The 24103-nt window shown below is 71.2% G+C and carries 25 protein-coding genes; 15 read left to right on the top strand and 10 right to left on the bottom strand.

Translation table 11 applies throughout. The features are described 5' to 3' along the window. The first annotated feature begins 5 nt into the window (after positions 1–5). Positions 6–791: an SDR family oxidoreductase gene (locus tag GQQ95_RS02035; protein ID WP_157425948.1), complete on the top strand. Its 786-nt coding sequence runs from the start codon at positions 6–8 to the stop codon at positions 789–791. Positions 792–860: 69 nt separating this feature from the next. Further along, a complete protein-coding gene (locus tag GQQ95_RS02030; protein WP_157425947.1) occupies positions 861–1622 on the top strand; it encodes an SDR family oxidoreductase in 762 nt (253 codons plus the stop codon). Between the two features lie 39 nt (positions 1623–1661). Here GQQ95_RS02030 and GQQ95_RS02025 read toward each other — a convergent pair whose 3' ends face one another. Then, on the bottom strand, positions 1662–2489 hold the full coding sequence (locus tag GQQ95_RS02025) for an MBL fold metallo-hydrolase (RefSeq protein ID WP_157425946.1): 828 nt from the start codon (positions 2487–2489) through the stop codon (positions 1662–1664). A 114-nt stretch (positions 2490–2603) separates the two neighbouring features. On the opposite strand from GQQ95_RS02025, the gene GQQ95_RS02020 reads away from it, so the two are divergent. Next, positions 2604–2975, top strand: a complete 372-nt coding sequence (locus GQQ95_RS02020; RefSeq protein WP_157425945.1) for a hypothetical protein — start codon at positions 2604–2606, stop codon at positions 2973–2975. 52 nt (positions 2976–3027) lie between these two features. Here GQQ95_RS02020 and GQQ95_RS02015 read toward each other — a convergent pair whose 3' ends face one another. Further along, on the bottom strand, positions 3028–3639 hold the full coding sequence (locus GQQ95_RS02015) for a dihydrofolate reductase family protein (protein ID WP_157425944.1): 612 nt from the start codon (positions 3637–3639) through the stop codon (positions 3028–3030). An 81-nt stretch (positions 3640–3720) separates the two neighbouring features. Between GQQ95_RS02015 and GQQ95_RS02010 the strand changes: the two genes are divergently transcribed. Continuing rightward, positions 3721–4188, top strand: coding sequence for a DNA alkylation repair protein (locus GQQ95_RS02010; RefSeq protein WP_157425943.1), 468 nt, complete (start codon positions 3721–3723; stop codon positions 4186–4188). A gap of 18 nt (positions 4189–4206) precedes the next feature. Here GQQ95_RS02010 and GQQ95_RS02005 read toward each other — a convergent pair whose 3' ends face one another. Continuing rightward, positions 4207–4614 carry a VOC family protein gene (locus GQQ95_RS02005; protein WP_157425942.1) on the bottom strand — a complete coding sequence of 136 codons (408 nt, stop codon included), beginning with the start codon at positions 4612–4614 and terminating at the stop codon, positions 4207–4209. Between the two features lie 60 nt (positions 4615–4674). Here GQQ95_RS02005 and GQQ95_RS02000 point away from each other — a divergent pair, with 60 nt between their 5' ends. From GQQ95_RS02000 to GQQ95_RS01960, 9 genes are all read left to right on the top strand, one after another. Continuing rightward, positions 4675–5577: a hypothetical protein gene (locus GQQ95_RS02000; protein WP_157425941.1), complete on the top strand. Its 903-nt coding sequence runs from the start codon at positions 4675–4677 to the stop codon at positions 5575–5577. A 118-nt stretch (positions 5578–5695) separates the two neighbouring features. Continuing rightward, the gene (locus GQQ95_RS01995) at positions 5696–6439 is read left to right on the top strand and encodes a formylglycine-generating enzyme family protein (protein WP_212275218.1); all 744 of its coding nucleotides are present in this window, start codon (positions 5696–5698) and stop codon (positions 6437–6439) included. A gap of 106 nt (positions 6440–6545) precedes the next feature. Further along, complete coding sequence (locus tag GQQ95_RS01990; protein WP_157426139.1) at positions 6546–7523, top strand: zinc-binding dehydrogenase; 978 nt, start codon at positions 6546–6548, stop codon at positions 7521–7523. Positions 7524–7707: 184 nt separating this feature from the next. Further along, complete coding sequence (locus tag GQQ95_RS01985) at positions 7708–8736, top strand: LacI family DNA-binding transcriptional regulator (protein ID WP_246205137.1); 1029 nt, start codon at positions 7708–7710, stop codon at positions 8734–8736. Between the two features lie 5 nt (positions 8737–8741). Then, a complete protein-coding gene (locus GQQ95_RS01980; RefSeq protein ID WP_157426137.1) occupies positions 8742–10277 on the top strand; it encodes a sugar ABC transporter ATP-binding protein in 1536 nt (511 codons plus the stop codon). A 197-nt stretch (positions 10278–10474) separates the two neighbouring features. Beyond that, positions 10475–11470, top strand: a complete 996-nt coding sequence (locus tag GQQ95_RS01975) for an ABC transporter substrate-binding protein (RefSeq protein WP_157425940.1) — start codon at positions 10475–10477, stop codon at positions 11468–11470. Between the two features lie 131 nt (positions 11471–11601). After that, a complete protein-coding gene (locus tag GQQ95_RS01970) occupies positions 11602–13233 on the top strand; it encodes a sugar ABC transporter ATP-binding protein (RefSeq protein ID WP_157425939.1) in 1632 nt (543 codons plus the stop codon). Continuing rightward, positions 13230–14324, top strand: a complete 1095-nt coding sequence (locus tag GQQ95_RS01965; protein WP_157425938.1) for an ABC transporter permease — start codon at positions 13230–13232, stop codon at positions 14322–14324. Before GQQ95_RS01970 ends, GQQ95_RS01965 begins: the two co-directional genes overlap by 4 nt. Then, positions 14321–15376, top strand: a complete 1056-nt coding sequence (locus GQQ95_RS01960) for an ABC transporter permease (protein WP_157425937.1) — start codon at positions 14321–14323, stop codon at positions 15374–15376. Before GQQ95_RS01965 ends, GQQ95_RS01960 begins: the two co-directional genes overlap by 4 nt. Before the next feature lie 63 nt (positions 15377–15439). Here the strand turns inward: GQQ95_RS01960 and GQQ95_RS01955 are convergent, their stop codons facing one another. From GQQ95_RS01955 to GQQ95_RS01940, 4 genes are read right to left on the bottom strand one after another with little or no spacing between them, the layout of a single operon-like run. After that, entirely contained in the window at positions 15440–16213 is a 774-nt protein-coding gene (locus GQQ95_RS01955) for a hypothetical protein (RefSeq protein ID WP_157425936.1), read from the bottom strand. A gap of 3 nt (positions 16214–16216) precedes the next feature. Further along, on the bottom strand, positions 16217–16852 hold the full coding sequence (locus GQQ95_RS01950; protein WP_157425935.1) for a hypothetical protein: 636 nt from the start codon (positions 16850–16852) through the stop codon (positions 16217–16219). A gap of 51 nt (positions 16853–16903) precedes the next feature. Then, on the bottom strand, positions 16904–17467 hold the full coding sequence (locus GQQ95_RS01945) for a VanZ family protein (protein ID WP_157425934.1): 564 nt from the start codon (positions 17465–17467) through the stop codon (positions 16904–16906). Beyond that, the gene (locus GQQ95_RS01940; RefSeq protein ID WP_157425933.1) at positions 17464–18120 is read right to left on the bottom strand and encodes a D-alanyl-D-alanine carboxypeptidase family protein; all 657 of its coding nucleotides are present in this window, start codon (positions 18118–18120) and stop codon (positions 17464–17466) included. Before GQQ95_RS01940 ends, GQQ95_RS01945 begins: the two co-directional genes overlap by 4 nt. An 87-nt stretch (positions 18121–18207) precedes the next feature. Between GQQ95_RS01940 and vanR-Sc the strand changes: the two genes are divergently transcribed. After that, the gene (vanR-Sc, locus tag GQQ95_RS01935) at positions 18208–18894 is read left to right on the top strand and encodes a VanSc-type vancomycin resistance response regulator transcription factor VanR (RefSeq protein WP_157425932.1); all 687 of its coding nucleotides are present in this window, start codon (positions 18208–18210) and stop codon (positions 18892–18894) included. Then, positions 18887–19969 (top strand): sensor histidine kinase, encoded by a 1083-nt coding sequence (locus GQQ95_RS01930; RefSeq protein WP_157425931.1) that lies wholly within the window; start codon positions 18887–18889, stop codon positions 19967–19969. The genes vanR-Sc and GQQ95_RS01930 overlap by 8 nt, the downstream gene beginning before the upstream one ends. A gap of 48 nt (positions 19970–20017) precedes the next feature. On the opposite strand, the gene GQQ95_RS01925 is transcribed toward GQQ95_RS01930, so the two are convergent. From GQQ95_RS01925 to GQQ95_RS01915, 3 genes are all read right to left on the bottom strand, one after another. After that, positions 20018–21754, bottom strand: a complete 1737-nt coding sequence (locus GQQ95_RS01925; RefSeq protein ID WP_157425930.1) for an ABC transporter ATP-binding protein — start codon at positions 21752–21754, stop codon at positions 20018–20020. Positions 21755–21845: 91 nt separating this feature from the next. After that, positions 21846–23270: a glycosyl hydrolase gene (locus GQQ95_RS01920; RefSeq protein WP_157425929.1), complete on the bottom strand. Its 1425-nt coding sequence runs from the start codon at positions 23268–23270 to the stop codon at positions 21846–21848. A gap of 69 nt (positions 23271–23339) precedes the next feature. After that, the gene (locus GQQ95_RS01915) at positions 23340–24101 is read right to left on the bottom strand and encodes an alpha/beta hydrolase (protein ID WP_157425928.1); all 762 of its coding nucleotides are present in this window, start codon (positions 24099–24101) and stop codon (positions 23340–23342) included. Positions 24102–24103: the final 2 nt, after the last annotated feature.

Genomic DNA, 24103 nt, shown 5'->3' with positions numbered 1-24103 from the left:
CCGCCATGCGCATCGCGGTCATCGGCGGCACCGGCCTCATCGGCACGCGACTCGTCGCGCGGCTCGCGGCCGAGGGCCACGACGTCGTCGTCGCCTCCCGCGCGACGGGCGTGAACTCCTACACCGGTGAGGGCCTCGACGAGGCCCTCGCCGGCGCGGAGACGCTCGTCGACGTCTCCAATTCCGACTACCTCGACGAGGCGGCCGCGAACGAGTTCTTCTACGGCTCGACGCTCAACCTCCTCACCTACGGTGCCGCGGCGGGCGTGCGCCACCACGTGGCCCTCTCGGTCGTCGGCACCGACCGCCTCGCCCGCACTGAGGGCGGCTACTTCGCCGCGAAGGCGGCGCAGGAGCGACTCATCCGCCAATCGGGCCGGGCGTACTCGATCGTGCACGCGACGCAGTTCTTCGAGTTCATCGCGAACATCGCGGATGCCGGGACGAACCGGAACGTCGTGCGCCTGTCGCGTGCGGTGTTCCAGCCCATGGCCGCCGACGACGTGGCCGCAGCCGTCGCGGCGACCGCGACCGGGGTGCCCGTGAACCGGGTGGTCGAGTTCGCCGGGCCCGAGCAGTTCCGGCTCGAGGAGCTCGTGCGCCGTCACCTGCGCGAGCGCAGCGACCTGCGCGACGTGCGCGTCGACCCGCTGGCCCGCTACTTCGGCACCGACCTCGACGAGGACGAACTCCTCCCGGGGCCTGACGCGACGATCGCCCCGACGCGCTACGCGGACTGGCTCGCGGCCGGCGGCAGGCCGAACGTCGAGCTCGAAGAACGGCGCGCGTAGCTCCCCACCACGGCCACGAGGCCGACCCCCGTAGACGTCGCGGGCCCATGCCCGCTGGAAGGAACCATCGTGAAGTCCACGAACCACGCCGAGCCCCACCGCGCACTCGAGGGCAAGGCGATCCTCGTGACCGGGGCGTCCTCGGGCATCGGCCGCGAGGTCGCACTGGCGCTCTCCGCCGCCGGGGCGCGCGTCGCGATCGGCGCACGTCGAGTCGACCGGCTCGACACCCTCGTCGAGAGCGCCCCCGGAGAGGTCCTGCCCCTCCAGCTCGACGTCACCGACGCGGAGTCCGTGCAGCGGGCCGTCGCCGAGACCGTCAGCCGCTTCGGCCGACTCGACGCGCTCGTCAACAACGCCGGACTGATGCAGAGCGGCCTGATCCTCGGCGCCGACGTGCGCGAATGGCAGCGCATGATCGACACCAACCTGCTCGGATCCATGTACGCCGTGCACGCCGCACTGCCGCACCTCCTCGAGACGAGGGGCGCGGTCGTGCAGGTCTCCTCGACCGCCGCCCGGTCGGCCTCGCTCGGCAGCGGCGTCTACGCCGCCACGAAGTTCGGCATCAGCGCGTTCTCGGAGTCGCTGCGCCAGGAGGTCACCCGCCGAGGCGTGCGCGTGATCGTCATCCAGCCCGGCTTCGTCGACACCGAGCTCACGAGCCACATCACCGATCCGACCATGCAGGCCGCCGCGGCCGACATCGCCGCATCGATGCGCACGCTCCGCCCCGAGGACATCGCCGAGGCGATCGTCTACGCGCTCAGCCAGCCCGAACACGTCTCCGTCAACGAGATCCTCGTGCGCCCGACCGACCAGGTGCAATGACGCGGATGCCGCGGCCGCCCGGTCCGGCCGCGGATGAGGTCACCCCGCGGAAGGAGCCTGCCCCCCGCGCCGGCCGGCCAGTTGCTCCCGTTGCCACTCGTGCACGTCGGACAGCCAGTCCAACGGCGCCGAGGGGCCGGTGCGCGGATCGTCGGGGTCGTCGCCGTCGCGGAGCGCCTGCACGTAGGCGCGGTCCAGCGCGATGCGCGCGCCGAGCTGCCGCGCATCGCCGACGCCGCCGTGACCCGGCACGACGACCTCGACCTCGTCGGCGACCTCCTCGAACAGCGCCAGGGCGGCGAGGTAGTCGTCGACGGGATCCGAAGCCTGGAGGTCGAGGAACGGCATCAGGATGTCGGAGAGCATGTCTCCGGCGACGAGCACCCCGCGCTCCTCGACGAGCAGCGCCGCGTGGCCGGGAGCATGCGCGCGGTGCTCGATGATGCGCACGGCCGGGCCCTCCCACGGGACGTGCGTGGTCCCGGCGGGGAGGCCGGAGACCAGCCCGAGCAGCTCCATCGGGATCTCGTCGGCGTGCTCAGGCGGGAGCCCCTCGGCGACCTGGTCCCTCCAGTCCGCCTGCGACAGCAGCTCCTCGAGGTATGCCGCGGTGCGCGCCGTGCCGTAGCGCGGCGCGTCGCCGAAGCTCTCGTGCCAGAGGACGTGATCCCAGTCCGGATGTGTCGAGAAGCCGGCCACGACGGGCAGGCCGAGCTCGTGGAGGTCGGCTGCGAGGCCGGCCAGTTCCTCGGTCGTGATGCCGGGATCGATGAGCAGCACCCCCGCCCGGCCCTCCACGACGACGGAGTTGCTCTGGATGAACTCGCTCTCGTGCACGTGCACGCCGTGCGCGATCTGCCTCAGCATGGGACGCCTTCCGCTCGCAGGGATCGGGCTCTGCGTCGGGACGGTAGTCCTCGGCGGGGGTGCGCGTCAATGATCGGGCTAGCCGCGCGCGGACAACGCGCGTAGCGTCGAGCCATGGGGAAGATCATCGAGAACTTGGCCGAATCCGTGCCTGCGTGGGGCGCCAAGGTGGCATACGGCGAGAAGACCACCGTCGACGGGCATGAACTCGTGCCGGTCGCGATCGTGGCGTTCGGCTTCGGCGGGGGCGAGGGCTCCGGTGACATGCCGGAGACCGACAAGACCCCGTCGGGCCGGGGGGAGGGCAGTGGCGGTGGCGGCGGCGGCTACTCGGTCCCGATCGGCGCCTACATCGGCGGGCCCGATGGCCTGCGGTTCCGCCCGAACACCGTCGCCCTCGCCGTCGTGGCCGTGCCGCTCGTCTCCGCAGTGGGCGCGGCGCTCGCCGTGATCATCGGCGCGAGCCGGTTCACCGCCGGACGCTGACGGAGGCGCGACATCCGAGGCGGTCGCCCCGCGCTCGGACTCGGTGGCGCGCCTAGGCCGGATCGACGCGCCATCGCATCAGGACGTTGCCGGATTCGGGCCACGCGCGCGTCTCGAGGAGCTTCAGCGCGACCGGCGGTCGCGAGTCGAACAACGGGACACCGCCGCCCGCGATCAGCGGGAACGTGACGAGGTGCAGCTCATCGACGAGCCCCGCCTGCATCAGGTCGTTCCACAGCACGCGCCCCAGGAGGATCAGGATGCCGCGGCCCTGCCCCTGCTTCAACGCCGCGACCTCGCTGCGGGCATCGGCGACCCGGACGATCCGCGTGCGGGGATGGGGCTCCAGGTCCTTCGGCGTGATGGTGTCGGACACGATGACCTTCTCGACCCGGTCGAAGAGCTCGGCGAATCGCCGACGGATCGCCGTCGCCCCGGGATCCTCACGCACGCCCGCCCAGTACCCGAGATTGCCGAGTGACGAGCGCCGCCCGGACAGCAGCAGCGTGTCGGAGCCCGCGAGCAGGCTCGTCGTGACGGAGTCGAAGCTGTCGGCGCCGAGGTAGTCGGGGTGCTGGTGTTCGAAGAACGAGGCGATGTCGTGGTCGTCGTCCTCGTAGCGACCGTCGACCGTGACGAAGTTGCAGACCGTGAGCGCACGCATGGGGCAACGCTAGACCGGCTTCGTCCTCCCGTGTCAGGCGCCCGCGGCCGACGAGGTCGTCGACGTTGCGAGAATCGAGGGGTGACGACGCCGGCCGCCGAGTTCATCGACCGCACCCTCCTCGCCGAGGGGTCCGAGGAGCGCGCACGCGCGGATGCCGCCAGGATCGGCGGCGGGCTGCGGTTCACGGGCGCCTCGGTGGGCGCGGTCCGCGGCGCCGTCCGAGACGCCCGCCGGCGGCATCCGGACCTGACGCATGACGAGGTCACCGCGCTCGCATCGGAACTGTGGTCCGAGCCGGTGTACGAGCGCCGGCTCGCGGCGATCGTCCTCCTCCAGGGGCAGGTCCCGACGCTGCTCGCCAGCGTCTTCACGCGCCTCGAGCAGTTCGTGCGCTCGGCTGGGGCGGCGGCGCTCATCGAGCCGCTCGTCGCCGACGTGGTGCGGCCGCTGGTCGAACGGCTCGCCGGTGCCGATGCGGAACGCGCCCGACGCATCGTCGACCGATGGGCCCGCGAAGGGCTGCTCGCCCGACCGGCACGCGAGTGACGCGATCGTTGGGCCGGCTCAGCCCGCAGGTGACTCGCGCGGCGGATTGAACATGAACTCGATGCGGATGCCGTTGTCCTCCTCGACGAACGCGGCGTAGTAGCGATCGCTGTACCGCGTGAACACCTTGGGTCCGCTGACCGACGTCCAGCCCGCGCCGGTCGCGATCGCGTGCAGGCGGTCGACCTGCTCGCGTGATCCGACGGGGAATGCGAGGTGCTGCCAACCGACGCGTCCGTGGCGATGCGGGCCGCTGCCCGGCTCGCGCGCGGGGCGGAGGAGCAGCTCCTCCTCGCCGAGGTACCAGGACACGCCGTTGTCGGCGTCCTGCCGCGTGCAGCCGAGCGCGGTCATGACCGGGTCGAATCGGGCGATGGCACGGGGCAGGTCATCGACGGTGATGCCGATGTGGTCGAAGAGGGCCATCCGGTCATCCTATGCAGGAGCGCACTGCTCGATCGGGGGCGCCGGTGCGAGGATGGGGGCATGGCTGACGACGCGTTCGCCGACATCGCGAGCTCCCTGTACGAGCTGCCGCCCGACGAGTTCACGGCGGCCAGGAACGCCCGCGTCAAGCACCTGCGGAGCAGCGACCGCGACCTGGCCGATGCGGTCGCCGACCTCCGCCGGCCCTCGCCCGCGGCCTGGCTCGTGAACCGGCTCGCGCGTCTCCGCGCGGACCAGCTCGCCCAGCTGCTGGACCTCGGCGAGCAGCTCCGCGAGGCGCAGGCGGAGCTCGATGCCTCCGCGCTGGTCGGCCTCGCGAAGCAGCGCCGCAAGGTCGTGCGGGCGCTCGCCGAGGACGCCGGGGCCCTCGCCGAAGAGCTCGGTCATCCGGTGCGTGCGCCGGTGCTCGACGACGTCGCCGCCACCCTCCAGGCCGCGATGACGGATGCCGCAGCAGCCGATGCCGTGCGGACCGGGCGACTCGTCCGCAGCCTCGAGGCCATCGGCACGGAGGTCGACCTGTCGGATGCGGTCGCCGCCTGGTCCGCTGACGGCCGGACCCCCTCGAGCGCGCCGACGCCGCGCGACGAGGTCGGCGACCGACGCGCGATGAAGCAGCGGAAGGCCGATGAGGCCGCGGCCGCGAAGCGCGCTGCCGAGGTCGCCCGCGCCGAGGAGGACGCGAAGGCCGCGGAGCGCGCCGCCGACGAGGCATCCGCTCGGCTCGGCGACGCGCGCACGGCCGTCGAGACGGCGACCTCGGCGCGTGACGAGCTGCAGGCCGCCCTGCAGGAGCTCCAAGACCGCCTCGCCGGAGCCGAACGCGACCTCGCGGAGGCCGAACACGCGGCCGACGAGCGCGAGCGCGAGCAGGAAGCCGCCGCGCGCGCGGCCGAGCAAGCGCGCGAGGCCGCCGCCGACCTGCACGCGGCATCCGACTGATCCGGAGCGCGCGGGCCGACCAGGGACGGCCGGCGAGGCGCGGCCGACCAGGCGCGGCCGACGCAGGCGCGGCCGACGCATCGGCGTCATCCTCGGCAGGGCGTGCGAGACTGCCACGGTGGCGGACATCGAGATGGCGAGCATCGCGGGCGGCACCGTCGCCCTGCACGACGCGCGCCGCAAGCTGCGCTGGAGCGTCGAGCTCGAGCCGTTCGAGCTCGGCGTCTACCCCGTGACCCAGTGGCAGCTCGCCGAGCTGATCGGCGAGACGGCGACGCATCCGCGGCGGCCGGCGACCGAGGTGAGCTGGCTTCGGGCGATCAGGTTCTGCAACGCGGCATCCGAGTGGGAGGGCCTGGAACCGGCGTACACGTACGACGGCGAGGAGGTCACGTGGCACGTCGACGCCGACGGCTTCCGCCTGCCGACCGAGGCCGAGTGGGAGTTCGCCTGCCGTGCCGGGTCGACCCGACCCCACTACGGCCCGCTCGACGAGGTCGCCTGGACGAGCGCCGACGGCGTGACCGCGCCGCAGGACGTCGGCGGGAAGCATCCGAACCTCAACGGGCTCTTCGACACGCTCGGCAACGTCTGGGAGTGGTGCTGGGACCTGCTCGACCCGGCGCGGTACGACGACTACCGCGTGTTCCGCGGCGGAGGTTTCGCCGACGACGCGTGGAGCGTACGGGCCTCGGTGCGCCGCGGGGGAGCACCGCGCATGCACCACGAGGACGTCGGGTTCCGCGTCGCGCGCGGCGGCTTCGATGCGACGGATGCCGCGCAGGGGTGGTCCGCGGCGGCCGATGCGGAGCGCGCGGCGATCGACGGGCCGCTGCCGCCGGGCTGGACGCCGCGGGGGTGACCGGGTTGCTCGGCGAACGCCCAGACCGCGGGCGTTGGATGGTCGAGGTCCGCCGGTTCGGCGGGCGCCAGGTGAGCAGAGGAGCGCAAAGATGGAGCAGTCGATGATGCGGGCACTCGTGCACGACCGGTTCGGCGACCCGGCCGAGGTGCTCTCGGTGCGGGAGGTCGCGGTCCCCGAGCCCGCTGCCGGGAAGGTGCGGGTGCGCCTGCTGCTCTCGCCGATCCACAACCACGACCTCTGGACGGTCCGCGGAACCTACGGCTACAAGCCCGAGCTGCCGGCCGTCGGCGGCACCGAGGCGCTCGGCGTCGTCGATGCGCTGGGCGAGGGTGTCGACGGGCTCTCGATCGGGCAGCGCGTCGTGACCGGCGGCACGCCCGGCGTCTGGTCGGAGTACTTCATCGCTTCCGCTGCCGGCCTCATCCCGATTCCGGACGGGGTGCCCGACGAGGTCGCCGCCCAGATCGTGGCGATGCCGTTCAGCGCGGTCAGCCTGCTCGACGCGCTCTCGCTCGAGCCCGGCGACTGGCTCGTGCAGAACGCGGCGAACGGCGCGGTCGGGCGCCTGCTCGCCCAGCTGGGGCCGGCTCGCGGCATCAACGTGGTCGGGCTCGTGCGTCGTGGCGCCGGCGTCGACGAACTCGCCGCTCAGGGCATCGGCAACATCGTCGCCACCGATGACGAGGGCTGGCGCGAACGCGTCGCCGAGCTGACGGGCGGCGCCCCGATCCGCGTGGGCGTCGATTCGGTCGGCGGCGCCGCGAGCGGCCAGGTGCTCTCGGTGCTCGCCGAGAACGGCACGCTCGTGGTGTTCGGTGCGATGGCGTCGCCGGTCATGGAGATCCCCTCGGGCGACGTGATCTTCAAGCAGGCGACGGTCAAGGGGTTCTGGGGCAGCCGGGTGAGCGCGACCATGGCGGCCGAGGACCGCGCCAGGCTCATGGGCGAGGTCTTCACGCGTCTCCGTGAGGGCGTCATCACCCTGCCCGTCGAGGCCGTCTACGCGTTCGACGAGATCGCACGGGCGAGCCGTGCGAACTTCGGCGCCGGCCGCGTCGGCAAGGTCATGCTGCGACCGTGAGCCCGCAGGACGGCTGACGAGTCCGAGTCGGCGCACGCCACCTCGTGAAGCCCGCCGGACGCCATTCGTGCGCGGGCCGCGAACGAATAGGCTGTTCCCGTCGGCCGGTCGTCGAGCGGTCGAGATCGGCGATTCGGCATCGGGGCACCTGGCGGCGACGATTCTGCGAGACAGGAGACCGGTGGTGAGTGAGGTCGAGAGCGGGGAACGCCCCGAGAAGCTCGGCATCCGCGAGGTCGCCGTGCTCGCGGGCGTCTCCCACATGACCGTGTCGCGGGTGCTCAACGGGCATCCCAACATCCGCCCGGCCACGCGCCAGCGGGTGCTCGACGTCATCCAGCAGCTCGACTTCAAGCCGAACAGCGCCGCGCGGGCGCTCGCCACCCAGAAGACGCAGCGCATCGGCGTCATCGTCGACAGCTCCGTCGAGTTCGGGCCGACCAGCACGCTGCGCGGGCTCGAATTCGCGGCTCGGTCGGGCGGGTACTCGGTCGCCTCGGTGGCCATGCAGGATGACGCGAACCTCACGCCCGAGGGCGCGGTCAGCCATCTCATCGCCGAGGGCGTCGATGCGCTCTGCATCGTCGCCCCGCGCTCCTCGTCGGTGTCGGCCCTGCGCCGCATCTCGATCGACGTGCCGGTGCTCGTGGTCAAGGCCGCGAAGGACCCCAACTTCCTGACGGTCAGCGTCGACCAGCAGCTCGGCACCACGCTCGCCGTCGATCACCTCGTCGCGCTCGGGCACCGCGACATCCTGCACCTGGCCGGTCCGCTCGACTGGCTCGACGCCCGAGGCCGCGAACGGGCGTTCCATTCACGCATCGAGCAGTGGGGCCTCCGGGCACGGCCGATCGTCGTCGGAGACTGGACGGCGGACTTCGGCTACGACTACGCCGTCGGCCTCGACGGAGTGCCCGAGTACACGGCGATGTTCATCGCGAACGACGAGATGGCGTTCGGCGTCGTGCACGGCTTCCACGATCGGGGCATCCGCGTGCCGGAGGACGTCAGCATCATCGGGTTCGACGACCTGCCGCTCTCGCGCCACTTCATCCCGCCGCTCACGACGGTCACGCAGGACTTCCACGCCCTCGGCGTGAAGGCGATGGAAGTGCTGCGGGCGGCGCTCGAGGGCCGCGAGATCCCGCAGCGTTCGAAGATCCCCAGCGAGCTCGTCGTGCGCTCGTCGACCGCCGCTCCGAGGGCGTCGTGAACGCGATGGATGCCGCGACGCGCCCCGTCGTCGAGATGACGGGCATCACCGTCGACATCGGCGGCACGACGGTGCTGCACGAGGTCGACCTCCGCCTGTTCGCGGGCGAGGTGCACGCGCTCATGGGTGGCAACGGGGCGGGCAAGTCGTCCCTGGTCAAGGCGCTGAGCGGGGCCTACCGCATCGACGTCGGCGAGGTTCGCATCGACGGCGAGACCGTCGTCCTCGCCGGCCCCGCCGAGGCGGAAGCCGCCGGGGTCGCCGCGGCCTTCCAGGACGTCGACCTCTGCGGCAACCTCTCGATCGCCGAGAACGTGATGATCGGCCACGAGGAGCGGCGCTGGTACGGCATCTCCTGGGCGGCGACCCGGCGCAGGGCCGCGTCCGTGCTCGACGAGCTCGGACTCGGCGACCTCGATCCGAGGCAGGCCGTCGCGACGCTGCCGCCGGCCATCCAGCAGCTCGTCGCGATCGCGCGGGCCATGGTGACCCATCCCAAGGTGCTCGTACTCGACGAGCCGACCTCGAGCCTCGACGTCGACGAGGTCGCCACGCTGTTCCGCGCACTCCGCAGGCTCCGCGAGCACGGCGTCGCGATCCTCTTCGTCTCGCATTTCCTCGAGCAGGTGTACGCGATCAGCGACCGCATCACGGTCCTGCGCGACGGTCACGGCCAGGGCGAGTACGCGACCCGCGAGCTCGATCGCGCGGTGCTCATCTCCAAGATGATCGGCAAGGACCTCGTGGAGCTCCGGCGGATCGGCTCCGATCGTCGCGCCCATCGCGTGGATCCGAAGGGCACGCCCGTCTTCCGTGCGGTCGGCGTCGGTCGACGGGGCGAGTTCGAGGCGACCGACTTCGAGCTGCACCGCGGCGAGGTGGTCGGCCTCGGGGGCCTGCGCGGCTCCGGGCGCACCGAGTTCGGGCAACTGCTCACCGGTGTCGTGCGGAACGACTCGGGCTCCTTCCAGATCGATGGCCGATCGGTCGGACTGCCGAATCCGGCGACGGCGCTGCGGCACCGTATCGCGTTCGCGAGCGAGGACCGCCGTGACGGCGGCATCATCGAGGAGCTCAGCGTGCGGGAGAACATCATCCTCGCGCTGCAGGCCATCCGCGGCTGGGCGAGGCCCGTCTCCCACGCCGAGCGCGATGCGCTCGTCGAGCGCTTCGTGGAGTCGTTCGGCATCGTCGCCCCGGGGCTCGACGCCCCGGCGCGCCAGCTCTCGGGCGGCAACCAGCAGAAGGTGCTGCTCGCGAGGTGGCTCGCGACGCGGCCCCACGTGCTCGTGCTCGACGAACCCACGCGCGGCATCGACATCGCCTCCAAGGTCGAGATCCAGGCGCGCGTCGCGGAGATGGCCCGCGACGGCATGGCGGTCGTGTTCATCTCCTCCGAACTCGACGAGGTCGTGCGGCTGAGCGACCGCATCGCGATCTTCAAGGACCGCCGCAAGATCGGCGAGGTGAGCAACGGCCCTGGGCTCAACGTCGACACGATCATCGAGATGATCGCGGCCGACGACGAGGACGACGCGTAGCGTTCGCCTGCACGATCGGGGTCTCACCGGTCTGTTTCCGGAATGTTATGTTGCCGGGAACATTCTCCTTGTGCGCCGGACTTTGTTCCCGGTAACATCACCGATGTGAGACGCGCCAAGCGTCTCCGCAATCACCCGGAATCCGCTCAGCGGAAACTACCGGTGCCCAGGGTGCCGGGTCTCAAGGAGGAGATCACATGTCAGTTCAGCGGCGATTCGCGAAATTCCTCGGCCTGGCGGCCGTCGGCGCGATCAGCATCGGCCTCGCCGCGTGCTCGAGCGGCGGCGACACCGGTTCGGACGCCGATTCCGGCGAGCTCACCACGGTCGGCTTCGTGGCGGTCGGGCCCGAAGGCGCCTGGCGCGAGGCGAACGAGACGAACGTTCAGGACACCTTCACGAAGGAGGCCGGGTTCGACCTCAAGTACGCGCCCGCGACCAACCTCGACCAGAAGTCGCAGATCGACGCGTTCACGTCGTTCGTCGACGAGGGCGTCGACGTCATCCTGTTGTCGGCGACCGAGGCATCCGGCTGGGAGGACTCGCTCGAGCGTGCGCAGGAGGCGGAGATCCCCGTGATCCTCCTCGACCGCGGCATCGAGCCCGACGACACCAGCCTGTACGTGACCCGCATCGCTCCCGACAACGTCGAGGTCGCGAAGGAGGTCGGCGCCTGGGCCGTCGAGCAGTTCCCGGACGGCGGCAACTACATCACGCTCGAGGGCCCCGCCGGCGTCGGCGTGGTGAACGAGCGCAACGAGGGCTGGAACGAATCCGTCGAGGGCTCGGACCTCGTCCAGGTCGCCGCGCAGACCGCCAACTGGTCGGCCGAAGAGGGCAAGAGCGTCACCGAGACGCTCCTCAAGGCGAACGGCAACGACATCCAGCTCATCTTCGCGCAGAACGACGAGATGGGCCTCGGCGCGGCCCAGGCGGTCGAAGAGGCCGGCCTCGAGCCCGGCGTGGACGTCAAGATCGCGACGATCGACGGCACGATGGCCGCCATGGAGGCGCTCGCCGACGGCCAGCTCAGCTACGTGCACGAGTACAACCCGCTCTTCGGGGAGACCGCGCTCGACGTCGTGAACAAGACGCTCGACGGCGAGACGGTGGAGTCGTACATCATCGTGCCGAGCGAGGCATTCGATTCGGCCGAGGCGGCTCAGGCCGTGCTCGCCGACCGCAAGTACTGATCGGCTGACCACGCCGCACTGCGCGGCGTGCAGCGCACGCGGTGCGGGGTCTGCTGCTACGAGCGACCCCGCACCGCTCCCTTTGAAAGGCCGGCCGCGCTCATGCGGCCGAAGCACAGGATGCGAATGCCATGAGTGAATCACTGCCCATCGTGGAGATGCGCGACATCTCCATCGAGTTCCCAGGCGTCAAGGCGCTGGACGGCGTGGACTTCCGCCTCTTCCAGGGCGAGGTCCACGCGCTGATGGGCGAGAACGGCGCCGGGAAGTCGACGCTGATCAAGGCCCTGACGGGCGTCTACAAGATCGACGGCGGCTCGATCGTCGTCGGAGGCGAGGAGCGGCAGTTCCACGGCACGCGCGACGCGCAGAGCGCCGGCGTCTCCACCGTGTACCAGGAGGTGAACCTGGTCACGAACCTCACGATCGGCGAGAACGTGATGCTCGGCCACGAGATCCGCGGCGGGTTCGGCGTCAACTGGCGTGCGACCCACGCCGCCGCCACGGAGGCGCTCGCCCGGCTCGGCCTCGACCACCTCGACACGCATCGGCCGCTCTCGACGCTGTCGATCGCGATGCAGCAGCTCGTGGCGATCAGCCGGGCCATGGCGGTCAAGGCGAAGGTGCTGATCCTCGACGAGCCGACCTCGAGCCTCGACGCGGCCGAGGTCGAGGGCCTGTTCCGCGTCATGCGGACGCTCCGCGACCAGGGCGTCGCCATCCTCTTCGTCTCGCACTTCCTCGACCAGGTGTACGCCATCAGCGACCGCCTGACGATCCTGCGCAACGGCAAGTACGAGGGCGAGTACCTCACCCGCGAGCTCGACCGCCACGCCCTGATCTCGAAGATGATCGGCAAGGACCTCGGCACGCTCTCCTCCCTCGGCGGCAACCGTCGTGTCGAGCAGCGCGACTACGCCGCCGAGGCGCCCCTGCTCGCCGCCAAGGGCCTCGGCCGGCAGGGCTCGATCGAGCCCACCGACCTCGAGGTCCACCGCGGCGAGGTGGTCGGCTTCGCCGGCCTCCTCGGATCCGGTCGCACCGAGCTCGCGCGGCTGCTCTACGGTGCCGATCGTGCCGACGAGGGCGAGGTCACCCTCAACGGGACGCGCGTCGATCTCAGGAACCCCGCCGACGGGCTCGGCAGGCGCATCGCGTTCTCGACCGAGAACCGCCGCGACGAGGGCATCATCGCCGATCTCACCGTGCGCGAGAACATGATCCTCGCCGTGCAGGCCGAGCGCGGGTGGGCCCGTCCCATCCCGCGCAAGGAGCAGGACGAGCTCGTCGAGAAGTACATCACCGCGTTGAACGTGCGCCCCGCCGATCCGAACCGCCTCATCAAGAACCTCTCCGGCGGAAACCAGCAGAAGGTGCTGCTCGGCCGCTGGCTCGCGACGAACCCGGAGCTCCTGATCCTCGACGAGCCGACGCGCGGCATCGATGTCGGGGCGAAGGCGGAGATCCAGGAGGCCGTGGCCGAGCTCGCCGAAGGCGGCGTCTCCGTCGTCTTCATCTCGTCCGAACTCGAGGAGGTCGTGCGCCTGAGCGAGCGCATCGTCGTCCTGAAGGATCACCAGAAGATCGGCGAGATCGTCAACGGACCCGCCATCACCGCTCAGCACGTCGTCGACGTCATCGCCGCGCACGGTGTCGAGGCCGCGGCGGAGAGTGGCATCATCGATGCCGAGGCGGGTTCGAACCCGACCGAGGCCCCGCACGCGAACGCGCACGTGTTCGCTGCGCCGGAGGAGGAATCATGAGCACCGGTGCTCGAACGAACTGGCTGCGCGAGCTCATCCGCAAGCCGTACTTCTGGGGCGTGGTCGCGATCTTCGCACTCCTCGCCCTCAACGTCCTCAAGGACCCGAACTACCTCGCGCTGTCGGTCAACCCCGTCAACGGCAACCTCGTCGGCAACGTCGTCGACATCCTGAGGGCCTCCGCGCCGATCCTGATGATCGCCGTCGGCATGTCCCTCGTGATCGCCACCGGCGGCATCGACCTGTCGGTCGGGTCCGTCATGGCGGTGTCCGGGGCCGTCGCGATGGTGTTCATGAAGGATGCCGGTCAGTCGGGCTCGCTCGGCGTCGCCCTCGGAGCCATCGGGCTCGCGCTCCTCGTGAGCGCCGTGCTCGGCGCGATCAACGGCGTGCTGGTCGCCTACATCGGCCTTCAACCGTTCATCAGCACGCTCATCATGATGCTCGCGGGCCGCGGCATCGCGAAGGTCATCACCGAGGGGCAGAACACGTCCGCCACGAACGACCCGTTCCGATGGATCGCGAACGGCTTCGTCGTCGGCCTGCCCGTGGTCTTCCTCCTCGCGATCGTGATCGTGATCATCGTCGGTCTCGTCGTGCGCCGCAGCGCGCTCGGCCTCATGATCGAGGCGATCGGCATCAACCCCAAGGCGAGTCGCATGGCGGGCATCAAGCCCAGCGGCCTGCTGCTCACCGTGTACATCCTGAGCGCCGTGCTCGCCGGCATCGCCGGCATCATGTCGGTCGGCACCGTGATGACGGTCGACGTCTCACGCACGGGCTACCAGATGGAGCTCGACGCGATCCTCGCGGTCGTCATCGGCGGCACCTCGCTCGCCGGCGGCAAGTTCTCCATCGGCGGTGCCGTGGTCGGCGCCCTGCTCATCGCGACGCTCGACAAGACCATCGTGTTCCTCGGCATCTCGTCATCGGCGACGCCGGCGTTCAAGGCGATCGTGATCGTCGTGCTCTGCCTGCTGCAGTCCGAGCGGGTGCGCAGCTGGTTCAGCCAGCGGCGCAAGCCCCCACGGCCCACATCCGCACCGACCTCCGTCCCGCCGACCCAGCAGAAGCAGGAGGTGACGGCATGACCACCGTGCAGACCCCCCGCGTCGACGGCCCCGTCGAGGCATCCGCATCCTCGAAGCTCATCGCCCGCGTGAAGCGCGTCGTGTCGTCGAACCCGTCGGTGCTGCCGACCGTGGCGGCCATCGTCATCTTCGTCGGCATGGTGATCTACGGCGAGGTGGCCTACGGCCGCATCGTGCAGTACAACACGCTGTCGAACCTGTTCATCAACAACGCGCACCTGATCATCCTCGCCGTGGGCATGACCTTCGTGATCCTGACGGGCGGCATCGACCTCTCGGTCGGCTCGGTCATCGCGCTCTCGAGCGTCGCCGGCGTGATGCTCGCGAACGCCGGGTGGAACCCGTGGGTCGTGATCGTGCTGATGGTGCTCATCGGCACCGTCATCGGCCTCGCCAGCGGCATCCTGATCCAGTACTTCAACGTGCAGCCGTTCATCGCGACGCTCGCCATGATGTTCCTCGGTCGCGGCCTCGCGGCGCTGCTGAGCACCCGGCCGGAGCGGCTCGACGACGAATCGCCGATCCTCTGGCTCGGCGAGCAGTTCAAGGTGATCGACGGCGAGAAGGTCAACGACGTCGTCATCACGCCCGGCGTGATCGTGGCGCTGCTCGTCGTGCTCATCGCGTTCTTCGTGCTGCACCGCACCCGCACCGGCCGCACGGTGTACGCGATCGGCGGCTCCGAGAGCTCGTCGGCGCTCATGGGGCTGGCGGTCCCGCGGACCAAGGTGCTCGTGTACGTGATCAGTGGAACGCTGTCCGGCATCGCCGCCGTGGTCTACACGTCGCGCCTCGGCATCGCCCAGAACATCACCGGAATCGGGTGGGAGCTCGACGCGATCGCGGCGACCGTGATCGGCGGCACGTTGCTCACCGGCGGGTACGGCTACGTGCTCGGATCGGTCGTGGGCGCGCTCGTGCTCGGCCTGATGAACGTGCTCATCACGCGCGACGGCGGCATCCCGCCCGAGATGACGACCATCATCACGGGTGGCATCCTGCTCGTCTTCGTGCTCCTGCAGCGCGCGGTGACGTCCAAGCGGCATACCTAGCGGAAGCGCGCCGCGCACGAGCGAGGGCGGATGCCGCGTGGCATCCGCCCTTCGTCGTGCTCCTCAGCGGGCCGAGGTCGGAGCGGTCGACAGGCGCTCGGCGACGAGCAGGGACTCGGGAGTGCCGAGCTCACGGCGCCGCCGGGCCTTCGCCAGGTAGTGGGCGAGCACCGGCACGTCGCGGGCGTCGCCGCGGATGCGGATGCGGGCGAACCCCGTCGTTCCGTCGGCGGGCGGCACCGGAATGCCCAGGTCGGATGCCGGGGCACGGCGGACGACCAGCGTCGGTCGTGCATCGCCGCGGTCGGTGCTCGCCTCGACGGCCTCGACGTCGCGCCAGTCGAACGTCGTCTCGACCTCGCGGAGCCGGGGCTTCGCGCGGCGGGTTCCGTGCGCGACGGCACGGGTCGTGTGCACGGTCAGGGATTCGGGGCGGAGCCGCAGGATGGGGGACGGACGGCGGCGACGGCGGGTCTCCTTCACGACGTACGGAATCCCGCCCACCGCGATCGCGAGGATGACGACGCCGACCAGCCCGTACATCCAGGCCGGACCCGAGAGACTCATGGCCCTCACCGGGCCGCCGTCGAGCTGCGCGTCCCAGCCGAGGCTGATGCCCGCGCTGATCGAGCGTACGAGCCACGACGCGGCGACGCCGACCAGCGCCACGAGTGCGAACAGGTTCACCAGCAGCTGCGGCACCCAGGCGGTGTGCCCGACGCGCTCGAGGAAGGGCCACTCGCCGCCCGTCCTTCGCCAGGCGTAGGCGGCGGCGTCGCCGGCCGCCCGGCGGCGCAGGCTGTTCGATCGATGGGGAGCCCCGATGACGGATGCCACGGCTCAACGCCCCCCTGAGCAGGTGGCCGGGTCGATCGAGCCGTCGTCGGGGCTCCACGCGTCGATCTTCTCCACATCGGCCACGCCCAGCGCCTGCTGGACGCGGGCGATCACGGCACAGGCATCCGCCCCCTCCGCCACCGCGAGGTCGATCTCCCGGAAGGTCGCGTCGAGCCAGGAGAGGTCGGGGTCGCCGTCGAAGGCGATCACCTGGTCGACGACCTCGTCGGCCGAGGTCTCGCGCGGGAACTCCACCGACACGCCCTGCTCGAACCCGCCGTCGAGGGGCGACACCTCGCCTTCGCCGAACCCGACGATGACGCTCCGGACGTTCACGCCCGGGCCCGCATCGAAGGCCAGCGCGCGATCGACTGCGGCGACGAGGTCGTCGCGCTCGGCGTCGGGATCCAGCCAGAGCACCAGGGAACCGGACCCGCTGAACGGGAGGTCGTTCGAGATCCGGGCATCGGCGAGCACGACGCCCTCGACGCCGGCCATGGCCGCGTCGAAGCGGTCGCTCGCGGCGCTTCCGGCGTTCACCGCGCAGCCGCCGAGGCTCGCGCACAGCAGGGCGGCCGCGGCGACACCGGCGAGACGGGCCGGGCGAGCCGCCCCCGCACCGCCGGACGCCGCCCTCACGCGCGGCTCATCGGGTTCGTGGTCACCGGGCGAGCGCACATGCGACCAAGACTAGTGGTGGGGCCCCCGCCCGTCGGGCGCCGAGTCCAGCGGTACCCGGACGTCGCGGAGGGGCGCGTAGTGCATCGGCGAGGCGATGAACGCCGCCGATGCCACGAGCAGTGACACGGTGACCACCGCGCACACCCGCGCCATCACGATGCCCGCGCGTTCCCGGAACGAGCGCCGCGCGAGGGCGGACAGGCCGAGTCCGGCGAGGCCGCCCGCGGTGTTGACGATGACGTCGGTGAGGTCGGTGCTCCCGATCGAGAGCAGGTACTGGGCTGCCTCGAGGAGGAGGCTCGACGCGGCGAACACGCCGGCGAGCCGCCACCACGGCGCCAGCGGCCGGAGGAGGCCGAGGTAGAGGCCGAACGGCACGAAGAGCAGGAGGTTCGCGAGCACCTCGGCCGGCGCGCTCGCGCCGTCCTCGGCGGTGCGGACGAACGGCACGAGCTTGACGTGACGCAGCCCGCCTTCGCCGACGTACGGGGGCTCGAGCTTCCAGAGCACGATCCAGGCGAGCAGTGCGAGGTAGACCGCGAATCCGGCGATCAGCCATCGGATCCGGGTCATCGTCGCATCCTCGGGTCCTCGGTGGGGTCGGCGTAGGTGGCGGGGCATCCGCTCGTGACGGCATCGGGGCGCAGCTCCCAGTGCCACGGCTCATTGTCGTACACCTGGCAGAGGCCGTACGCGGCCCCGTGCTGCGACAGCCAGTCCACCGCGTCGACCTGCCCCAGGTCGACGGCGTCGCCCGACACGTGCGGCGAGGTCCCTGCGGTCGCCACCCATCGGGCGGCCTCCTCCGCCGAGCCGTACTCGGCGATGGCCTCGCGGAGCAGCTCGTCCTGGTACTCCGGCGAGCGCCAGCCGCTGTTCAGCATGAACGCGATTCCCTCGTCTCCGGCATCGGTCGCCGCCAGGCGCAGCGCCGCGAGGAGCCCGGGGTCGAGGTTCGCGAGTGCCGCCACGTCGTCGAAGACGGTCACGCCGTCGGCGAGGCGCCCGTCGCCGTCGTCCGCATCGTCGCCATCGCCCCGTGACGGCTGAGCGGGCGGCGCGAGGTCGACGGACGAGCCGTCAGCGGCGGACGGCGAGGCCGACGAGGAGTCGGAGCGCGGCGCGGAGATCGCGACGGCGAGCAGCGCGATCGCGACGACCGGCCCGAGGAGCAGGAGCGGGCGCAGGCGACGCGCCGTCCGGGCCGGTGGGTGGGTTCGAGTCATGCCGCCAGTCAAGGCGGCCGCGTGTTGCCACGGCGTATGCGAGTTTCGATACGCCGGCGATATGGCCGGGTTCGTAGCATGGGCACCATGCGCGTGCTGATCGTGGAGGACGAGCCGTACCTGGCCGAGGCCATTCGCGACGGACTCCGGCTGGAGGCGATCGCGGCCGACATCGCGGGCGACGGCGACAGCGCGCTCGAGCTGCTGGCGGTCAACGCCTACGACCTCGCGGTGCTCGACCGCGACATCCCGGGGCCCTCCGGTGACGAGGTCGCCGCGAGCATCGTCGCGTCGGGCAGCGGCATGCCGATCCTGATGCTCACCGCGGCCGATCGGCTCGACGACAAGGCATCGGGGTTCGAACTCGGGGCCGACGACTACCTCACGAAGCCGTTCGAACTGCGCGAACTCGTGCTGCGGCTCCGGGCGCTCGATCGTCGTCGCGCGCACAGCCGGCCGCCGGTGCGCGAGATGGCCGGGCTGCGACTGGATCCCTTCCGCCGCGAGGTGTACCGCGAGGGCCGCTACGTCGCCCTGACCCGTAAGCAGTTCGCCGTGCTCGAGGTGCTCGTCGCCGCCGAGGGCGGGGTCGTCAGCGCCGAGGAGCTCCTCGAGCGGGCCTGGGACGAGAACGCCGACCCGTTCACGAACGCGGTGCGCATCACGGTCTCGGCCCTCCGCAAGCGCCTCGGCGAGCCGTGGGTGATCGCCACGGTGCCGGGCGTCGGGTACCGCATCGACGACGGGGCCGACCCGGGCGGCCGGCATGCCTAGGCGTCGGCCGGGGCTCAGCGTCCGGCTCAAGCTGACCCTCAGCTACGCGGGGTTCCTCATGGTCGCGGGCATCCTCCTGCTCGCGATCGTGTGGGTCTTCCTCCTGCGCTACGTGCCCACGGGCCCCTACACGGGACCCGGCCCGGCGATCCCCAACCGGGGCGACCTCGTGCGGGCCTTCGTGCCGCCGGCGGGCTGGGCCCTGCTCTTCCTGCTCGCCTTCGGCCTGCTCGGCGGCTGGGTCCTCGCGGGCCGCATGCTCGCACCGCTCTCGAGGATCACGGATGCCACGCGCCGGGCCGCGAACGGATCGCTGGCGCATCGCATCGAGATGCCCGGTCGCACCGACGAGTTCCGCGAGCTCGCCGACAGTTTCGACGCGATGCTCGCGAAGCTCGAGGCGCAGGTGGCCGAACAGCAGCGCTTCGCCGCCAATGCGTCGCATGAGCTGCGCACGCCGTTGGCCATCACGCAGACCCTGCTCGAGGTCGCGCGCAGCGATCCCGGCAGCGTGACGGACGAGCTCATCCACCGCCTCCACGTGGTCAACGCGCGGGCGATCGAGCTCACCGAGGCGCTCCTCCTGCTCAGCCGTGCCGACCAGCGCTCGTTCGCCCGTGAGCCGGTCGACCTCTCGCTCATGGCCGAGGAGTCCGCCGAGATCCTGCTCGCCGTCGCCGAGCACCGCGGGGTCGCGATCCGGGGTTCGGGCGAGCTCGCCCCGACCGTGGGGTCGCCGGCCCTCCTGCAGCAGTTGACGACGAACCTCCTGCACAACGCGATCGTGCACAACCTGGCCGAGGGCGGCACCGTGTGGATCAGCACCGCCGTGCGCGGCCGGATGGCGGTGCTGACGGTGGAGAACACCGGACGGCAGCTCGCCCCCCAACTCGTCGCGACGCTCACCGAGCCGTTCCAGCGCGGCACCGAGCGCATCCATGCCGAGGACACGGGCGTCGGCCTCGGCCTCGCGATCGTGAAGAGCATCACGACCGCCCACGACGGGACGCTCAGCATCGCGCCGCGTGCCGACGGCGGCCTCCGGGTGAGCGTGGAGTTCCCGGCGGCGACGTAGGCGCAGTGGCGGCTTGCGGCGAGCCTGCCGCCTGCGCGGGGCGCGCCGCTACTGCTGGGCGAGCAGTCGCGCGTAGATCCCGCCGGCCGCGGCGAGTTCGTCGTGGGTTCCCGACTCGGCGATGCGACCGGCGTCGAGCACGACGATGCGGTCGGCCCTGCGGATGGTGCTCAGCCGGTGCGCCACGACGAGCGTGGTGCGGTCGGCGGTCAGGCGCTCGATCGCGTCCTGCACGTCGGCCTGCGTCTCGGGGTCGAGGGCGGCGGTCGCCTCGTCGAGGATCAGGATCTCGGGATCGCGGATGAGGGCCCTGGCGATCGCGAGCCGCTGGCGCTGGCCGCCCGAGAGCTGGGCGCCTCGGTCGCCGACCGAGGTTTCCCAGCCGTCTGGCAGGTCGAAGACGAAGGTCGCGTTGGCGTCGCGCAGCGCCTCTGCGAGGCGTGCGTCGGAGACGTCGTCCATGCCGTACGCGACGTTCTCCCGGATCGTCCCGCGGAACAGCACGGAGTCCTGCGGCACGACCGACATGAAGCGCCGCGCCGTGCGCATGTCGAGCGTGTCGATGTCGACGCCGTCGAGGAGGATGCGCCCGCGCACCGGACGGAGGAAGCCCAGCGCCAGGTTCACGAGCGTCGACTTCCCGGACCCCGAGGGCCCGACGAACGCCACCGTCTCGCCGGCCGCGATCGACAGCGAGAGGCCGTCGATGACGCGGCCCGACCCGTAGTCGAAGTCGACCGCGACGAAGTCGATGGTGCCGTTCACCGTCAGGACCTGCCGCTTGCCGTCGTTGTGCTCGACGTCCGGCTCGAGCAGCACGTCGGTGATCGAGCGCCGCGACTCGAGGCCCTTGGTGACGATGGGCGCCACCTGGAATGCCGAGCTGATCGAGCCCGTCAGCAGCGAGAAGTAGGAGCTCAGCAGCACCACGTCGCCGACGCTGATCGCCACGAGTCCCGAGATCGAGACGAGGGCGGCCCCGAAGAGGCATCCGAGGGTCAGGAGCTGGTAGCTGCTCCATGACAGGGCACCGAAGCGACCGTTGAGGCGGTCCAGCGACATGCCGGCCCGTTGCACGTCGTTCGAGGTGTCGACCACGCGGCGGACCGACACCTCCTCGAGGCCGTGCGCCCTCGTCACCTCCAGGAGGGAGGACATCTCGCTCACCCGGGAGGACATCTGCTCCACGCTGCGTCGGAAGGCCTCGTTGCTGGGTCCGGTGCGGCGCCGGAGCCAGATGATGAGCCCGACGGCAAGTGGGACGGTGAGCGCGAAGACCGGCAGGAACTGCGGCACCCGGACGGCGGTCGCGACGCCGGCGCCGATGAGGATGGTGATCGCGCTCAGCACCGGACCGAACGACTGCTGCAGCATCAGCTCGACGTTCTCGACGTCGCGGACCACCTTCGTCTGCATCACCGCGGCGCTCGATCGCGCGTGGTACCCGATCGACAGTTGCTGCAGCCGGCCCGCGAGCGACTCCCGCAGCCGAGCCCCGAACTGGCGCACCGCGAACGAGTAGGCGCGCACGTACACCGAGTTCGCGAGGACGTTCGCGAGGATCGCCGCCGCGGCAAGCCCGGCCGGCAGGAGCAGCGCCGACGCACCGCGCCCGGCGACGAGGGTGTCGATGACCGAGGCCGTGACGATCGGCAGGATCCACAGGGGGCTGTCCTTCACGACGAAGGCGACGATCGCGGTCACGAGCCGGCCGCGCACCGGACGCAGGCCGCTCCGCAGCAGCCGGGTGGGGTCGAGCGCACGGCCCTCGCGGATCGTCGTCATGTGTCGTCGCCTTTCGGATGCCGCGGAGGAGCAGGGGACCGCTCCGCCGGGGGAGTGGCGGGGACCGCATGGCGCGGCCCCCGCCGATCGATCAGGTGGGGAGCGTCCAGCGCTGGTTGGCCGAGGTCGTGCAGTCCCAGATCTGCAGGCGCGTGCCGTCCGCCGAGTTCTGCCCGGTCACGTCGAGGCATCGGCCGGACTGCGGGTTCCGCAGCCGCTGGGTCGCGCTCTCGTACGTCCACGACTGGGCGCCGCTGCCATTGCAGTCCCAGAGTTGGAGCACGCTGCCGTTCGTCGTGCCCTGGCCCGCGACGTCCAGGCACCGGCCCGAGTTCGGGTTGCGGATGGTGCCGTCGGCACCGATCGTCCAGGTCTGGGCGACCCCGGGCGCGCACGTGTACAGCTGCACCGCCGTGCCGTTGGCGGTTCCCGAGCCGGCGGCGTCGACGCACTTGCCGGCCAGGCCGACGATCGCGCCCGTGCGAGCCGGCGGCGGCGTGGTCCCCCCGCCGAGGTTCACCTCGCCCTGGTTCAGCACGCGCGGGTTGAAGTACGCGTTCTGGATCTCGGTGTTCGAGTTGTTCGCACGCAGCTGCTCCGACCACACCATGAAGTAGCTCCACCGCGGCTGGTTCGTCAGCAGCGAGGCATCGGGGACCTTGCCCATCTCGGCGATCGCGATGGGCTTGCTCCCGGCGATGGCCTGCATCTGCTGGTAGTCGGCGGCGCTCGGGTGGTTCTTGTACCAGGCGTCGAGCGAGACGACGTCGACGTAGGAACTGCCGGGGTAGTAGTTCGCCCAGCCGCCGGCGGGGTTGTCCTGCACGTTCCAGACCCAGATCAGGTTGTCGAGTCCCTGGCTGTCGAAGTAGTCGCGCATCTGCTGGTAGATCTTGGCCCCGCCGTTGACGCCCGATCGGCCGCCCCACCAGTTCCAGGTCTCGTTCATCTCGTGGAAGGGCCGCCAGAGCACCGGGATGCCGGCGTCCTTCAGCTGCCGCAGGTAGGGCACGACCGCGGCCATGCGCTGACGCCAGGTCGTGTTGAGCGCGGTGCCGCCGGTGACGATGTCGGAGAACTGCGCGGCGCTGATGCTCGTGTTGACGCCGCCGGTGAACTCGCAGGTGCTCGCGACGGTGGGCGAGCAGGCATGCCAGGTCAGGGTCACGAGCGAGCCGTTCGCCCACTCGGTCTTGGCCTGGTCGATCACGCGCTGCCGATTGTTGATGTCATCGGAGCGGAACATCATGTCGCCGCCCCAGAGGCCCGGGTACTGCCCGGTGATGTCCTTGACCTGCTGGGTGTACTGCGCGGGCGCGCTCGCGGGCTCCTTGTTGTGCTGGCCGGAGACGATGCTCGTTCCCGTGATCGATCTCAGGTAGTTCAGGACGGCGGCCTTCGAGCTGGCCGGAAAGGCCTCCGCCGAAGGCGGCTGCACGAGGCTTCCGGCCGCGAGGCCTGCCAGGACGAGGGTGCCGAGCAGCGCCATCGTCATCGGTCGGTGTCGCAACTTCATCGTTGTTCCTTCCGTTCTTCGTCCGCTCGGGCGGGTGCGCGAGCGCTCCGTCACCGGATGGCGACGGGGTCAGGGTCGGGTTCGCAGCGGCAGCCAGTCGAGCACCCGGCGGATCTGCGCGTCCCAGCAGGACCATTCGTGGCCCCCGGGGCCCTCGTCGTACTCGAGGGGCAGGCCGGCGGCGAGCGCCCCGTCGCGGAAGCGCCGGTTCTCCTCGAGGTTCGGGTCCTCCGTGCCGCACCACTGGAGGAGCGGCGGGCTCGGGGCATCCGCCATCGACCGTGCGAGCGCGAGCAGGTCGTCGCCGTGCTCGCGCGCACGCTCCCGCGAACCGAAGGTCGCGCGCCACTCCGGTGAGGCGTGCCTCGCGGTGGCGTCGAGGCCGCCCGAGAGGCTCGCGGCGGCCGCGATCGAGCCCGGTCTCCGCAGGGCCCACTTGAAGGCGCCGTAGCCGCCCATCGAGAGCCCCGCCACGAACGTGTCCGACGGGGCGTCGGACACCCGGAACCAGGCGGTCACGAGCGCGGGCAGCTCCTCGCTGACGAACGTCCAGTAGTCGTGCCCCACGGCCTGGTCGGTGTAGTAGCTGCGATCGACGCCCGGCATGACGACGGCGAGGTCGTACGCCTCGACGTGGCGCTCGATCGACGTGCGACGCGTCCACGCGGAATCGTCGTCGCCCATGCCGTGCAGCAGGTACAGCACCGGCGTCCCGCCGCCGTGACGCTGCCGGACGGGAGCCGGATGCCGGACGGGGTCCGGCAGGATGACGGTCGCCCTCGTCGCCATGCCGAGCACCTCGGAGTGGAAGGAGCACTGGAGGAGCGCCACGG

This window comes from Agromyces salentinus (genome assembly GCF_009749395.1).
GTDB lineage: Bacteria > Actinomycetota > Actinomycetes > Actinomycetales > Microbacteriaceae > Agromyces > Agromyces salentinus.
This window is presented reverse-complemented; position numbering and strand designations above follow the sequence as displayed.